The sequence below is a fragment of the Mesorhizobium sp. M1169 genome (genome assembly GCF_040318345.1).
In the GTDB taxonomy this organism is placed as follows: domain Bacteria; phylum Pseudomonadota; class Alphaproteobacteria; order Rhizobiales; family Rhizobiaceae; genus Mesorhizobium.
In genome coordinates this window covers 49,515-64,752 of sequence record NZ_JAMYME010000029.1, presented here as the reverse complement: position 1 = coordinate 64,752, position 15,238 = coordinate 49,515, and the positions used below count along the sequence as shown (strand labels likewise).

At 61.6% G+C, this 15,238-nt stretch carries 10 protein-coding genes and 1 tRNA gene; 3 read left to right on the top strand and 8 right to left on the bottom strand.

All coding sequences use genetic code 11. The features are described from left to right. Nucleotides 1-12: 12 nt before the first annotated feature. Complete coding sequence (locus NKH41_RS24085) at nt 13-1,527, bottom strand: phosphomannomutase/phosphoglucomutase (RefSeq protein WP_502895730.1); 1,515 nt, start codon at nt 1,525-1,527, stop codon at nt 13-15. 205 nt (nt 1,528-1,732) lie between these two features. Here NKH41_RS24085 and NKH41_RS24080 point away from each other — a divergent pair. Then, nucleotides 1,733-1,809 (top strand) — tRNA-Pro (locus NKH41_RS24080). Nucleotides 1,810-1,879: 70 nt separating this feature from the next. Here NKH41_RS24080 and NKH41_RS24075 read toward each other — a convergent pair. The 4 genes from NKH41_RS24075 to NKH41_RS24060 all read right to left on the bottom strand — a co-directional run bounded on the left by NKH41_RS24075 (nt 1,880) and on the right by NKH41_RS24060 (nt 7,294). After that, entirely contained in the window at nt 1,880-3,499 is a 1,620-nt protein-coding gene (locus NKH41_RS24075) for an ABC transporter ATP-binding protein (RefSeq protein WP_352503453.1), read from the bottom strand. Between the two features lies 1 nt (nt 3,500). Then, the gene (locus NKH41_RS24070; RefSeq protein ID WP_352770575.1) at nt 3,501-4,619 is read right to left on the bottom strand and encodes an ABC transporter permease; all 1,119 of its coding nucleotides are present in this window, start codon (nt 4,617-4,619) and stop codon (nt 3,501-3,503) included. Beyond that, on the bottom strand, nt 4,612-5,535 hold the full coding sequence (locus NKH41_RS24065; protein WP_352470962.1) for an ABC transporter permease subunit: 924 nt from the start codon (nt 5,533-5,535) through the stop codon (nt 4,612-4,614). The genes NKH41_RS24070 and NKH41_RS24065 overlap by 8 nt, the downstream gene beginning before the upstream one ends. A gap of 166 nt (nt 5,536-5,701) precedes the next feature. Continuing rightward, on the bottom strand, nt 5,702-7,294 hold the full coding sequence (locus tag NKH41_RS24060; protein ID WP_352771877.1) for a peptide ABC transporter substrate-binding protein: 1,593 nt from the start codon (nt 7,292-7,294) through the stop codon (nt 5,702-5,704). Between the two features lie 381 nt (nt 7,295-7,675). Between NKH41_RS24060 and NKH41_RS24055 the strand changes: the two genes are divergently transcribed. Further along, entirely contained in the window at nt 7,676-8,155 is a 480-nt protein-coding gene (locus tag NKH41_RS24055) for a TadE family protein (protein ID WP_084641571.1), read from the top strand. A gap of 1 nt (nt 8,156) precedes the next feature. After that, complete coding sequence (locus NKH41_RS24050) at nt 8,157-9,941, top strand: pilus assembly protein TadG-related protein (RefSeq protein ID WP_352771875.1); 1,785 nt, start codon at nt 8,157-8,159, stop codon at nt 9,939-9,941. Nucleotides 9,942-9,957: 16 nt separating this feature from the next. Here NKH41_RS24050 and bglA read toward each other — a convergent pair whose 3' ends face one another. Genes bglA through NKH41_RS24035 form a run of 3 tightly spaced genes read right to left on the bottom strand, consistent with a single transcriptional unit; the run spans nt 9,958 to nt 15,237 of the window. Beyond that, nucleotides 9,958-11,586 carry a beta-galactosidase BglA gene (gene bglA / locus NKH41_RS24045; protein ID WP_352771873.1) on the bottom strand — a complete coding sequence of 543 codons (1,629 nt, stop codon included), beginning with the start codon at nt 11,584-11,586 and terminating at the stop codon, nt 9,958-9,960. Beyond that, on the bottom strand, nt 11,576-13,609 hold the full coding sequence (glgX, locus tag NKH41_RS24040; RefSeq protein ID WP_352771871.1) for a glycogen debranching protein GlgX: 2,034 nt from the start codon (nt 13,607-13,609) through the stop codon (nt 11,576-11,578). The genes bglA and glgX overlap by 11 nt, the downstream gene beginning before the upstream one ends. Then, complete coding sequence (locus tag NKH41_RS24035; RefSeq protein ID WP_352771869.1) at nt 13,609-15,237, bottom strand: alpha-D-glucose phosphate-specific phosphoglucomutase; 1,629 nt, start codon at nt 15,235-15,237, stop codon at nt 13,609-13,611. The genes glgX and NKH41_RS24035 overlap by 1 nt, the downstream gene beginning before the upstream one ends. Between the last annotated feature and the right edge of the window lies 1 nt (nt 15,238).

The window sequence follows — 15,238 nt, the reverse complement described above, 5'->3', positions numbered from 1 at the left end:
CAAGCCTCGTGCTCAAAAGGTCTGATTGTAGGCGCCGACTTCGGGGCTGCGGCGCAGCACCGCATCGACGGCTTCGAACATCTGCCGGCGCCGCTCGGACGATACCGGGCTCTCCACCACCACCACAAGCTCCGGCTTGTTCGATGATGCCCGCACCAACCCCCAGGTACCATCCTCCGCCACGACCCTGACGCCGTTGACGGTGATCAGTTCGGCGATCTTCTGGCCGGCGAAAACCGCGCCGTCGTCCTTCATCTTGCGAAAGTCGCCTACGACGCGCTCGACGACGCCGTATTTGAGCTCGTCGGCGCAGTGTGGCGACATGGTCGGTGTGCCGAAGGTCAGCGGCAGATCGCGATAGAGGTCGGCCATGCTGCTTTGCGGGCTGCGATCCAGCATCTGGCAGATGGCGATGGCCGTGACCAGGCCATCGTCATAGCCGCGGCCGATCGGCGGATTGAAGAAGAAGTGGCCCGATTTCTCAAAACCGGCGACAGCGCCGAGTTCGGCGACGCGCCGCTTGATATAGGAGTGACCGGTTTTCCAATAGTCGGTGACCGCGCCATTTTCCCGCAACACCTTGTCAGTCATGAACAATCCGGTCGACTTGACGTCGACGACGAAAGTCGAGCCGGGATAGAGGTGCGAAATGTCGCGCGCCAGCATGACGCCGACCTTGTCGGCGAAAATCTCGTTGCCTTCATTGTCGACCACGCCGCAGCGGTCGCCGTCGCCGTCGAAGCCGAGCCCGACATCGGCGCCGGTTTCCAGCACCTTGTCACGAATGGCGTGCAGCATCTGCATGTCTTCGGGGTTGGGATTGTAATTGGGGAACGTATGATCGAGCTCGACGTCGAGCGGGATGACCTCGCAGCCGATCCTTTCCAGTGCCTCGGGAGCGAAAGCCCCGGCGGTGCCGTTGCCGCAGGCGGCCACCACCTTGAGCTTCCTGGAGATACGCTTTCCCGCTGTCACATCGTCAAGGTAGGTTTTGCGGAAGTCCGCAACGAAGTCATAGGAACCGCCACCGACAAGATCGAAATCGCCTGAGAGCACGATCGCCTTCAACGCGCTCATCTCCTCCGGACCAAAAGTCAGCGGGCGCGCCGCGCCCATCTTGACGCCGGTCCAGCCATTCTCGTTGTGCGAGGCAGTGACCATGGCAACGGACGGCGTGTCGAGCGCGAACTGGGCGAAATAAGCCATCGGCGACAGGGCCAGCCCGACATCCTTGACCCGTGCGCCGGCAGCCATCAGCCCGGAAACCAGCGCCAGCTTTATGGCAAGCGAATAGGAGCGGAAATCGTGACCGGTGACGATGTCGGGCCCGGCACCCAGGCGACGGATCAGCGTGCCGAGCCCCATGCCGAGCGCCTGGACGCCGATCAGATTGAGTTCCGGCGTTTCGTTCGAGCCGGGATGGCCGAACCACCAGCGCGCATCATATTCGCGAAACCCGGACGGCTTGATCAGCGCCGAGGTTTCAAACTCAAAAGTGTTTGGTCTGGCATCGCTAACGATCTTCATCGACAAGGCTGCAAACTCCAGGCGGCTGAATCAGGTGCTTCGAGGCAAGTGGACGGTTACCCAGATGCCCTTTAAGCCGTGTTTGTGCGACAGGAAACTGAAACCTGTATGACGTGGCGGCGAAAGCGAAAGAAATGCGACAGAAGCGCTGCCATTGGCGCTTGCAGTAACCAAACGCGGCGGCTATAAGCCCGCGGTCTGGTCACGGAGTGTAGCGCAGCCTGGTAGCGCACATCGTTCGGGACGATGGGGTCGCAGGTTCAAATCCTGCCACTCCGACCAGAAAAAACAGCGGCTTAGCTGTTTTTGTTCCCGAAACAACCACCATCCGCCGCAGTTCTGACCAATCGCGCTATGCGCTCAGGCGAAATCGCGTGACATCGATGGCCGCGGCCATCAGTGTCTGTGTGTAGGTTGCCTGCGGATTGCTGAAGATCGCCTCGGCCGGCCCCTCCTCGACGATCTTGCCCTGTTTCATGACGATGATGTAGTCGGCCATGGCGCGCACAACGGCGAGATCGTGGCTGATGAACAGATAGGACAGTTCGTGGTCGGCCTGCAGCTTGCGTAGCAATTCGACGATCTGCTTCTGCACGGAGCGGTCCAGCGCCGAGGTCGGCTCGTCCAGCACCACCACTTTAGGCTTGAGTATCATGGCGCGCGCAATGGCGATGCGCTGCCGCTGACCGCCGGAGAATTCATGCGGATAGCGGTTGCGCGTGTTCGGGTCGAGCCCGACTTCGAGCAAGGCATCGACCGCGCGGAGATCGCGCTGCCTGCCCGACAGATTGGGCTCATGGACCAGGAGCCCCTCGGTGATGATCTGGCCGACGGTCATGCGTGGCGACAGCGAGCCGAACGGATCCTGGAAAACCAGCTGCAATTCGCGCCGCAGCGGCCTCATCGCCTGGCGGTCGGCGTGGGAAATGTCGCGGTCACCAAGCCGGATGATACCGTCGCTGGGCAGGAGCCGCAGCAAGGCGCGGCCGAGCGTCGATTTTCCCGAGCCGGATTCGCCGACGATGCCGATCGTCTGGTTGCGCTTCAGCCGTATCGAAATGCGATCGACGGCGCGCAGCAGCAGCGGCTCGCCGCCAAGAAATCCGCCGCCGATCTTGAAGGTCACCTCGACGTTTCTGCCTTCAAGCAGGACAGGGGCATTCGGAGGCGGCGGCGCCTTGGTGCCGGTCGGTTCGGCGGCAAGTAGCATCTTGGTGTAGCCGTGCTGCGGGTTGGCGAAGATCGCTTCCGCCTCGCCCTCCTCGACCACCTCGCCATAGCGCATCACATAGACCCGATCGGCAAAGCGCCGGACGATGCCGAGATCGTGGGTGATGAAGACGATCGCCATGCCGAGCTTGCGCTGCAATTCGGCGAGCAGCATGAGGATCTGCGCCTGGATGGTGACGTCGAGCGCGGTCGTCGGCTCGTCGGCGATCAGTATGTCGGGGTCGTTGGCCAGCGCCATGGCGATCATGACGCGCTGGCGCTGACCGCCCGACAACTCGTGCGGATAGGATTTCATCCGCCGCTCCGGATCGGGAATATGGACCAGCCGCAGCAGCTTGAGCGCCTCCTCGCGCGCCGCGGCGGCGCCAAGTCCGCGATGCTTGCGGATCGGCTCGATCAGCTGGTTGCCGATCGAATAGAGCGGGTCTAGCGACGTCATCGGCTCCTGGAAGATCATGCTGATCTTGCGGCCGCGGATCTTGTTGAGCTCGGGTTTGCTCAAGGTCAAAAGATTGCGGCCGCGATAATCGACTGTGCCGCTGGCTTCGCCGTTCGAGGCGAGCAGGCTCATCGCCGCCATCATCGTCTGGCTCTTGCCGGAACCGGATTCGCCGACGACGGCGACGGTTTCGCCTGATTTGACGTGGATATTGATGCCCTTCACCGCCTCCACCACACCGTCGAGGGTGCGGAAGCGGACTCGAAGGTCCTTGACGCTGAGAATGGTATCGGAAGCAGCCATCTCAACGATCCTTCGGGTCGAGCGCATCGCGCAGCCCATCGCCGACGAAATTCAGCGCGAACAGCGTGGAGACGAGAAAGAAGGCCGGGAAAAGAAGCAGCCAGTTGGCCGAGCCGATGTTCTGGGCGCCAACCGAGATCAGCACGCCCCAGCTGGTCATCGGCTCCTGGACGCCAAGCCCGAGGAACGACAAAAAACTCTCCAGGATAATGACCTGCGGCACCAGCAGCGTCATGTAGATCACCACCGGCCCGAGCAAATTGGGGATCACATGGCGCAGCAGAATGCCTCGCTGGCCGACGCCCATCGCTTCCGCCGCCTGGACATATTCCTGCCGGCGGATCGACAGCGCTTGTCCGCGAACGATGCGCGCCATGTCGAGCCACAGCACCGCGCCGACCGCCAGGAACATCAGCACGAAGTTCCTGCCGAAGAACACCACCAGCATGATGACGAAGAAGATGAACGGCAAAGAATAAAGCACGTCGACGACACGCATCATCACCTCGTCGACCCTGCCGCCGGCAAGGCCGGCGGTGGCGCCATAGAGCACGCCGATAACCACGGCCACAATGCCGGCAAGCAGGCCGATGGCTAGCGATATGCGCCCGGCCATCAGCGTTCGGGACAGGAGATCGCGGCCGGTATTGTCGGTGCCGAACAGGAAATATTGCTGCTTGATCGAGGCACTCATCACCATTTCGAGACCGTCCGGCGATTTGCTCTCGATCTTTGTGTCATCAAAGGTATCGGAACGATCAAGGTAGCGAATGTTGCGGTCATCGATCGGCTTGGACGATTTGACGGTAACGAACACACGGCTGTCCTCCTGCCGCCACTCCGTAATGTCGACGCGCATACGCCTGATCGCCTCATCGAGAGCGCCTTCGATCATGTCGGCCTTCGGATAGGCGGAGAAGCTCGGCGGCGTACGGACATAGTCGGCATAGATGGTGGTGTATTGGTGCGGCACGAGATAGGGCCCAAACACGCTGATGACGGCGATGAAGGCAAGATAATAGAGGCTGAACATGGCCGCGCGATTGGCCTTGAGGCGCGCCCAGGCGTCACCCCAAAGGGACCGGCCGACGACCGGTGCGGCAACTGCGATATCAGTCATAGCGCACCCTCGGATCGACGACCCCGTAGAGGACGTCGACGATCAGGTTGAAGACAATGGTGAAGAGCGCGATGACCACCACCGTCCCCATCACCAATGTGTAGTCGCGGTTGAGTGCAGCAACGACAAAATGGCGGCCGATGCCCGGGATAGAGAAGATGGTCTCGACGATGACCGAGCCGGTGAGAAGGGCTGCGGCTGCCGGACCGGTGAAGGAGACGATCGGCAGGATGGCGCCGCGCAGCGCATGCTTGACGACGACCGACCAGTCGGACAGGCCGAGAGCGCGCGCGGTGCGGATGTGATGCGAGTGCAGCGATTCGATCATCGAGCCGCGCATCAGGCGGGCAACGATGGCGATCTGCGGCAGAGCGAGCGTCAGTACCGGGCCGACCTTGTTGATGAGGGCTCCATCGCCCCAGCCGCCGATCGGCAGCAGCTTCCAGGTCAATCCGAATACAAGCTGGATTATCGGGGCGATGACGAAGGTTGGTATGGTGCTGCCGGCGGTCGCCAGCGCGATCACCGAATAGTCGGCAAGCTTGTTCTGGTTGAGCGCGGCAACAGTGCCGAGCACGCTGCCGAGGAGCAGCGCCAGAACGAGCGCCGAAGCGCCAAGTTGGATCGAGATCGGCAGGCCTTCCCTGAACAACTCGCCGACGGTGAAATCCGGCATGTTGTAGCTGGGGCCGAAATTGCCGCGCAGAAGATTGCCTAAATAATGGAGGTACTGCAGCCAGAGCGGGTCGTTGAGCCCGAACTGGGCTTCGAGATTGGCCCTGATCTCGGGGCTCAGGCCCCGCTCCTGGTTGAACGGGCCGCCCGGCGCGACGCGTATCAGGAAGAACGCTATAGTCACGATGACGAACAGCGTCGGGATGGCGGTCAGGAGCCGCCGGAAAACGAATCGCAGCATCGATGCCCCGCTCGATCCAGAGCAGCGCGCGTCCGGCTGGACGATTGCGCTCTAGCCTTCAAATCTTCGCACCGACATTGTCGAAAATCGAATCCGGTTCCCGGGCCGATGCGATGGCAAACCGGCGCCGCCGCGCATTGAGTCGCGCGGCGGCCTGGCTAAGGGATCAGTCCTTGCTGATGAAGCGGGACGGATGGATGTCCATCACATTGTCGTCGAAGCCGTGCAGCTTCGAGGAAACGATGTCGTGGTAGCTGTAGTAGAGAAGCGGGATCTCGCCGACGTCGTCGACGAGGATGCGCTCGGCCTCGGCGAGTTCCTTCATGCGCTGGTCGGGCTTGCCGCCGGCGGCGGCAGCCTTGTCCATGGCCGCCTCGAATTTCGGACTGTTATAGCTCGAATAATTGTTGCCGCTGGCCTTGCGAGATATGCCGAGGAAGGTTTCCGGGTCCTTGTAATCGGCGATCCAGGCGGCACGCGCCACATCGTAGTCGCCCTTCTGCTCGAGGAAGGAGTAGTGGGTCTTGGTGTCGGTGTTGAGCAGCGTGACCTCGACGCCAAGCGGCTTCAACTGTTCCTGGATGGCGACAGCGGTGTTCTTGTGGTTTTCCGAGGTGTTGTAGCGGATCTGCATCTTCAACGGATGCTCGGGTGTATAGCCGAGTTTCTCGAGGATCTTCTTGGCAGCGTCCTCGCGGTCGATCTGCGGCATGTCGGCGTATTTGGCCAGTGCCGGCGTGTAGCCCTGGATACCCGGAGGGACCATCGAATAGCCGGGCAGCATCGAATTCTGCCAGACTTTTTCAGCGAGGAAGTCGCGATCGATCGCCATCGAGATGGCGTTGCGCAGTTCGACGTTGTCCCAAGGCGCCTTGTCGGTCTTGATCGCGTAATAGTAGATGCCGAGATATGGCCCGACACGGACCTGGTCGCCGAATTTGGTCTTGAGATCGGCGAGCTGTTCGGTCGGCAGGTCACCGTAACTGTCGAATTCGCCGGCCTCGAAGCGCTTCATCGCGGACGAGCGATCCTCGGTCGGGATGTAGTTGACCACGTCCAACTTGACGCTGGCGGCGTCCCAGAATTTCGGATTCTTGACCAGCTTCAGATGGTCGTTGGGAATCCACTCTGCCGCTGTAAAGGCCCCGTTCGAGACCAGCTTGCCTGCCTTGATCCAGTCGGCGCCAAGCTTTTCGATAGACGCCTTGTTAACTGGATAGGTCGCCTGATGGGTCAGCATCTCCAGGAAGTAAGGCGTTGGCGCCTTGAGCGTGACTTCGAGGGTATTTGCGTCAATCGCCTTGACGCCCATATCCTCCGGCTTGCCCTTCTTGGTGTTGACTTCCTCGGCACCCTTCACTGGATAGAGCATGGAAGCGTATTCCGCAGCGGTGGCCGGATCTTCCAGCCGACGGAACGAATAAACGAAGTCGTCCGCCGTCACCGGGCTGCCATCCGACCAGAGGCCGTCCTTGCGCAGCTTGAAGGTGTAGACAGTGCCGTCGTCGGACACCGTCCAGCTTTCGGCGGCGCCCGGAATGAGATTCGTCTTCTGGTCATGCATGACGAGGCCCTGGAACAGGTCGCGTATGATATCGGCTTCGTAGACCGTCGAGGTCTTGTGCGGATCGAGCGTCTCCGCTTCGGCGGCGGCTCCGCGGTTGTAGACGGTCTCGGCGAAAGCCGGCGTGTAGAACGTACCGGCGGCCAAGACCATGGTCGTGGCGAGTACCGTCGCCTTCAGCACATGTTTCAACATGGAGTTCTCCCTAATGACGTCGCCCTTCGGCCACGTCTCTAAGTGTTGACGCCCCGAAACCGATTGGTTGGTTCCTTTTGAGCGCGCAGCCGGTTCCCTCTCCGGCAGCTGGTGGCCAAACAGTAACGTGGAGATTTTTTATTTCAACAGACTCTCGGGGTCACCCAAAGTAAGGGGGCCGGGGCAGTCGTTTTGCGGGCGGCCAATCAATGGTCGAAACCATGAGTTTGACTGGGTTTCCTGGCCAGAACGCCGATCTGGGAAATAATCTGGCCGATCATTTCAGTTTACCGGAATGTATTAATTGGTTCTTAGGCAACCAAGGGTTACAAATTTCGATGGAATCGGCACATCGACCTTGGGTTCCAACGGGCAAGGGCAATGAACAAGATAGACAGTAATACTGTCGCATTGAAGCGTAAAATATTGCGCCACATACGGACGAATCTACGCAAAATTGGAGAAGAGTCCGGAACTTCCGCGGTCGAGTTCGCCCTGCTTTCCCCAATCTTTATCCTTCTTTTGCTCGGAATGGTTGCATATGGTATCTATTTTGGTGCAAGCAACTCCTTGCAGCAAATCGCCGCCGATGCCGCCCGCACCGCAATTGCCGGATTGAATCAAACCGAGCGCCAGGCGCTGGTGGCGAGTTTCGTCAAAAACAATGCCAGTGGATACCCGTTCGTCGATTCCGGCAAGCTGACCTATCAGGCGACGGACAGCACGGCCGACGGAAATCAGTTCGTCGTGTCGATCCAGTACGATGCCAGCAACCTGCCGATCTGGAACCTGTTACCAAGCCTTGCGATGCCGCAAACCACGATGTCGCGCAGATCTACCATCAGGATTGGAGGCATTTGAAATGTCGCAGTTCTTGCTGAGGAGCATCGGGTGGATCGCTCGCTCGATGGTTGGCGACAAGAAGGCGAACTTTGCCGTCATGACGGCGCTGACAGCGCCATTCGCGCTGGGGCTGGCTGCCTTCGCTGTCGACGAAGGTTCGATCTACACGGAGCGCAGGGAAGCCCAGGCGATGACCGATCTGGCGGCGATCACCGCGGCGTCGAACATCAATAATATGGAAGCCGCGGCGGTAACCACGCTCAGTGACAACCGAATGCCCGGCATCATTGTTCAAAAGGCAGGTCAGACAATCGTTCCCACGGTTGGCAAAACCGTCGTGTCGGTCACCGGCGGCCGATACTCAGCGGCGTCCTCCGTTGGTGTCGACAAGCGCTTCGAAGCCGGCAAAACGCCTTACAACGCCGTTCGCGTCACTCTGCGAAAAATCCCCGCCCGGTATTTCGCCAGTTCGCTCATCCCTACTCCGGTTGTCGGCACCGAAGCCATTGCCAGTGTGACCCCGCAAGCGATGTTCTCGGTCGGGTCCAGGCTCCTCAGCGTCAATGGCGGCATCCTCAACGCGCTTCTCAGCAAGTTGCTGGGCGCCAACATTTCGCTCAGCGTCATGGACTACAACGCGCTGATCTCGGCCGATGTAAACGTGCTTTCGTTCGTCGATGCCCTTGCCGTACAGTTGCAACTGACAGGTGTCAGCTATTCCGACGTGCTGGCGTCAAAAGCGACGGTAGGCCAGATCGCGACCGCCATGGCCAATGCGTCCGGGTCGGGCAGCGCCAGCAAACTTGTGCTGCAGACGATCGCGTCGAGGGCCACCAACACGGTCAAGATACCCCTCAGTCATCTTATCGATCTTGGCTCGATCGGCAGGCTCGGCCTCGGACAAAAGTCTCCCGGCTTTTCCGTCGACGCAAGCGCGATGGGCATGCTGGGTGCCGCCGCCTCGCTGGCCAATGGCTCAAACCAGGTCCAGGTCGATCTCGGCGCCACTATTCCGGGACTTACCTCCACCACGCTCGCCATCGCCATCGGTGAACCGATGCAATATTCACCCTGGCTGGCCGTCGGGGAAAAAGGCACCGTGGTGCGCACCGCGCAGACACGACTCAAGCTGGTCACCACGGTGGGCATCGGCAATTCCAATCTGGGCGGCGGCATCAGTCTGCTGTCCGTCAACCTGCCTCTGCATGTCGAAGTCGCCTATGCGGAAGCCAAGCTAACCGACATCAGCTGCCCGACCGGCCGGCCGGATAGCATCAAGGTCTCGATCGCCGCGCAGCCTGGCGTGGCCTCGCTGCACCTTGCCGCCAGCGACGCCGACAACAACGCATCGGCCTTCGCCGATTTCAGCAATCCGCAATCGTTCTCCGATGCCACGATTGCCCAGGTAAGCGTGAAGCTTCTGCTGCTTACCCTCAATCTGCTCGATGTGAAGGGTTCGTCATCACTTGCCATCACCAACAACGATCCGACCACATTGACGTTCGACAGCACCGATATCGCCAACAAGACGATAAAAACTGTCGCCACAAAAAACCTGACGCAATCACTCACGACATCGCTGGTCAGCGGCCTCTCGCTCTCGGTCAATGCACTGGGCCTCGGGCTGGACGTGACGGCCCTGCTCGGAACGGTTAAGCCGGCGGTTGTAACGGTTCTGAACGGCGTGACGGGGCCGGTCGACGAACTGGTCTATAACGTGCTTGCAGCTGTCGGCGTGCATGTCGGCGAGGCCGATGTGCGGGTTGTCGGCGCGACTTGCGGGCGCTCCGTGCTCGTTCAATGAGATAATGAAATAGAGCTCAGCCGATCCGGCCGAGGAAGCAGCCCAGCGGCGGCAGCGACAGCGTTCTTTCCTGCAAGACGCCGGCAGCACCGCCAAGGTCTATCGGCTCTATCGCTTCCAGATCCGGTGGCAATTGCCAGCCGGCCGGCTCGTCGGCGAAATTGAAGACACTGAGCAGCTTTTCGTCACCGCCTTCGCGAATGAAAGCAAGGACGTCGCCCTCGGCATCGAGGAACCGGATCGAGCCTCGAACCAGCGCCGGATGCTGCTTGCGCAAGGCCAGCATCGCACGGTAGCTCGCCAGGACGGAGGTTTGCTCGCCATCCTGGACGTCGACCGCCTGGGCGCGATGGCTTGCCGGGACCGGAAGCCACGGCTTGCCCGTCGAAAAGCCGGCATTGTCGGCGCCAGCCTCCCAGACCATCGGCGTTCGGCACCCATCCCGCCCCTTGATCCCCGGCCAGAAGCGGATGCCGAAAGGATCGCGCAAATCCTCGAACGCCAGTTCGGCCTCCTCCAGCCCGAGTTCTTCGCCCTGGTAGAGGCAGATCGATCCGCGCAGGCAGGAAAGCAGCACGATCGAGAATTTCGCCACCCTGTCCGGATCGCCGCCCGGCCTTGTCCATCGACTGACATGGCGCACGACATCGTGGTTGGAGAACGCCCAGCAAACCCAGCCGTCGAACACCTTACTCTCGAAGGCCTCGACACAGCCACGCACATGCGACGCCGAGAATTGCGGGCCGAGCAGGTCGAACGTGTAGGACATTTGGAGCTTGTCGCCACCGCCGGTATAGGCGGCGAGTGTCTGCAAGGAACGCGTTTCGTCGCCAATCTCGCCGACAGCGGCGCGGCCTTCATATTCGTCAAGCAAGGCCCGGAAGCGCCTGAGGAAAGCAAGGTTTTCCGGCTGGCTCTTGTCGAACAGATGCTCCTGATAGAGATAGGGGCTGGTTGCCGTATTGGTGCCGGCGACGCTTTCCGCCAAAGGCGGGTTGCTGCGCAGCCAGCGGTCGTGGACGTAATAGTTGACCGTATCCAGCCGGAAACCGTCGACGCCGCGCTCGAGCCAGAACCGCACCGTTTCCAGCAAGGCGTCCTGCACCTTTGGGTTGTGGAAATTCAGGTCCGGCTGCGAGGCGAGGAAATTGTGCAGGTAATATTGCCTGCGCGTTGCGTCCCATTCCCAGGCCGGGCCGCCGAAAAGCGACAGCCAGTTGTTGGGGGCGGTGCCGTCGGGCTTCGCATCGGCCCAGACGTACCAGTCGGCCTTGGGGTTGTCATGGCTCGTGCGGCTTTCGACGAACCATTCGTGCCGATCCGACGAATGCGACAAGACCTGATCGATGATCACCTTCAGGCCGAGCCGGTGCGCCTCCGCAATCAGTGCGTCGAAATCCTCTAATGTGCCGAACATCGGATCGACGGCGCAGTAATCCGAAACGTCGTAACCCATATCGGCCATTGGCGACTTGAAAAAAGGCGACAGCCAAACGGCGTCGGCACCGAGCGATGCGACATGGGCCAGCCTCGAGGTGATGCCGCTGAGATCGCCGCTGCCGTCGCCTGTCGTGTCCTGGAAGGAGCGCGGGTAGATCTGGTAGATGACGCAGCCGCGCCACCATTCGGCATTGTCAGCCATCATGGCTCTCCCCTGCGCCCGCACGCGCTGTCCTGCTTTCGATCATGAACAGGACTGTTCGCCCAGGCACCGGCCGCGAGATATCGCTACTATCCGGTTCGATAGCTGGGCGCCAATGAAAACCCGCCCGTTCCGGCAGCGTGAACATGCAGGCCCGGCGGTCGCCATTGATGACCACCGCAAGGCGACTGTTCTCACCGCTACCGAGAACCATGACCAGCCGGTGCCGCCTGGCATCGTCCCAGGCTGCCTCGTCGAACGGCACGCCGGTTTCCGTCAGCCAGGCTACGTCTGGGATTTCCGAACCCGCAAGCTGTTCTCCGGTCAGGAATGCTGTGTCCAAGAGCGCCGGCACGGCGCGACGCATCCTGGCGAGCAGAGCCGTATGATGCTCGAGCGCCAGGTCGCGCCCGGCCCAGTCAAGCCAGGTGATGTCATTGTCCTGCGCGTAGGCGTTGTTGTTGCCGCGCTGCGTGCGGCCGAACTCGTCGCCGGCCGTCAGCATGATCGTGCCGCGCGAGGCAAAGAGCGTCGCCAGCAGCGCGCGCTGGTCATCGAAGCGGGCCGTAACGATTGACTGGTCGCTGGTCTCGCCCTCGACGCCATTGTTCCAGGACAGGTTGTCGTCGTGACCATCGCGGTTCTGTTCGCCATTGGCCTCGTTGTGCTTGTGCTCATAGGCGACGATATCGGCCAGCGTCATGCCGTCATGCGCGGCGATGAAATTGACGCTGCGGCTCGTTGTCTGGTCTGCTTTGGCAAAGACATCGGACGAACCCGCAAGCCGCGTCGCCAGCGCACCGATCATGCCGCCGTCGCCGCGCCAGAAGCGGCGGATATCGTCGCGGTATTTGTCGTTCCATTCGAGGAAGGGCGGCGGAAAATTGCCGAGCTGATAGCCATCCGGTCCGATATCCCAAGGCTCGGCGATCAGCACCCGGTCGCCAAGAACAGGGTCGTTGCGAATGGCGTTCAGCAGCGGCGCATCGGCGTCGAAGACGCCGTCGACGCGGCCGAGGATCGGCGCCAGGTCGAAGCGGAATCCGTCGACACCGGCGCGCTGGACAAAGTGGCGAAGCGTGTCGAGGACCATTTCCCGGACGACCGGATGGTCGCAGGCGAGCGTATTGCCGGTTCCGGTGTCATTGACCAGAGCGCCGTCCGGCTCGTGCCGGTAGTAGGCGCGGCTGTCGAGCCCGCGCAGCGACAATGTCGGGCCGAGCCGGTCGCTTTCGCCGGTGTGGTTGAACACCAGGTCGAGAATGGTGCCGATGCCGGCCTCGCGCAGCGCGGCGACCGTTCCGCGCAACTCGGCCAGACCGCCGGGCGCCAGTCGCGGATCGAGCGCCATGAAGGTCACGGGATTATAACCCCAGGCGTTGCGCAGACCGAGCGGCGGTAAATGCCGTTCGTCGATCGATGCAGTCACCGGCATCAACTCAATGGCTGCCACGCCGAGTTTTTGCAGATGCTCGACAACGAGGGGGTGAGCGAGCGCTGCAATGGTGCCGCGTTGCTTCTCGGGAATGTCGGGATGCAGCTTTGTGAAGGCGCGTACCGGCACTTCGTAGATAAGGCCGCCGGGCCGAAACAGCGGCGGCAAGGCGGACAAGGGTTCCGGCAAGGCGCCGGCGATGGCTTTCGGCATCAGCGGCGCCGTGTCGGCCCCCTCGCCTCGGCGCGCGGCGAGCCGGCCGTCATAGGCATAGGGCCTGTCGATCTCGACGGCATAGGGATCGGCCAGCAGCTTGTCGGGATCGAACCAGAGACCGTGTTCCGGCGCGTAGTCGCCATCGGCGCGGAACCCGTATCGGGTCCCGGCGGCGAGACCGGCAACAAAAAGTGCATGGACGCCCTCGTCTTCCGACTGGAGTTCCAGCCGGTCGACTTCGCGGTTGCCGTGTTCGTCGAAAATCGAAACCCAGATGCGCCGAGCCGACGAGGACCATGCGGCGAAGCGGATACCGCCCTCCCCGGCAAGCCCGCCAAATCGCGGACGATAGCCGGCGGATAGTCCCGACGACATCAGGTGATGACGCTCGGCTTGGCGCGGCCCGTATGGCTGCGAATCCCGGCAATGTCGTCGGCCGCCGCGATCAGATCGGCAAGCGCCTCCTGGGTGTCGAGATCGTGGCGGTTCTTGTCCGGCTCGTAGCGCTCGACATAAAGCCGCAGCGTCGCGCCCGAGGTGCCGGTGCCGGACAGGCGAAAGACGACGCGTGAGCCGCCTTCGAACAGCACCCTGATGCCCTGTTTCCTGCTGACCGAGCCATCGACCGGATCGTGATAGGCGAAATCATCGGCGCTGGCGATCGTCATGCCGCGCACGCGGGTGCCAGGCAGCGAGCCGAGCTTGGCGCGCAACTCGCCGACAAGCGCGTTGGCACGATCGGTCTCGACCTCCTCGTAGTCGTGGCGCGAATAATAGTTACGGCCATAGGCCGTCCAATGCTGGGTGACGATCTGCTTGGCGCTTTCGCCGCGAACGGCAAGGATGTTGAGCCATAAAAGCACAGCCCACAGGCCGTCCTTTTCGCGGACATGGTTGGAGCCGGTCCCCGCACTCTCCTCGCCACAGATCGTTGCCATGCCGGCATCGAGCAGATTGCCGAAAAATTTCCAGCCGGTCGGCGTCTCGTAGATGCCGATGCCGAGCTTTTCGGCGACCCGGTCGGCAGCACCGCTGGTCGGCATCGAGCGGGCGATGCCTTTCAGCCCCGCCTTGTAGCCCGGCGCCAGATGGGCGTTGGCGGCGAGCATCGCCACCGAATCCGACGGGGTGATGAAAATTCCCTTGCCGATAATCAGGTTGCGGTCGCCGTCGCCATCCGAGGCGGCGCCAAAGTCTGGCGCATCCGGCCCCATCATCTCGTCGTAGAGGTGTTTTGCGTGCACCAGATTGGGATCGGGATGATGGCCGCCGAAATCCGGCAGCGGAATGAAATTGCGGGCGGTGCCGTTGGGCGCGCCGAGCCGGTTTTCGAGGATCTCCTTGGCGTAGGGGCCGGTCACCGCATGCATGGCGTCGAAGCGCATGCGGAAGCCCGACCTGAACAGCGCCCGCAATGCGTCGAAATCGAACAGGCTTTCCATCAGTTCGGCATAGTCGGCGACAGGATCGATGATTTCGACGGTCATGTCCCCCGTCTTGACCGTGCTGATCGTGTCGATGTCGACCTGCCCGATATCGGCGATCTTGAAGCTTGAAATCGCCTTGGTTTTTTCGAAGATCGCGTCGGTCAGCTTTTCCGGCGCCGGGCCGCCATTGCCGGCATTGTACTTGATGCCGAAATCCTCATGCGGGCCACCCGGATTGTGGCTGGCCGACAGGATAATGCCGCCAAAGGCCTTGTATTTGCGGATGACATGCGAAGCGGCCGGCGTCGACAAGATGCCGCCCTGCCCGACCATCACCTTGCCGAAGCCGTTTGCCGCGGCCATGGCGATGGCCTTCTGGATGACCTCGCGGTTGTAGAAGCGGCCGTCGCCGCCGATCACCAGGGTTTTGCCCTCGAACCCGTCCAGCGCGTCGAAGATCGACTGGATGAAGTTCTCGGCATAGTGCTCCTGCTGGAACACCGGGACCTTTTTACGCAGCCCGGAGGTGCCGGGCTTCTGGTCGGGATAGGGTTTGGTGGCGACGGTGCGGATCATC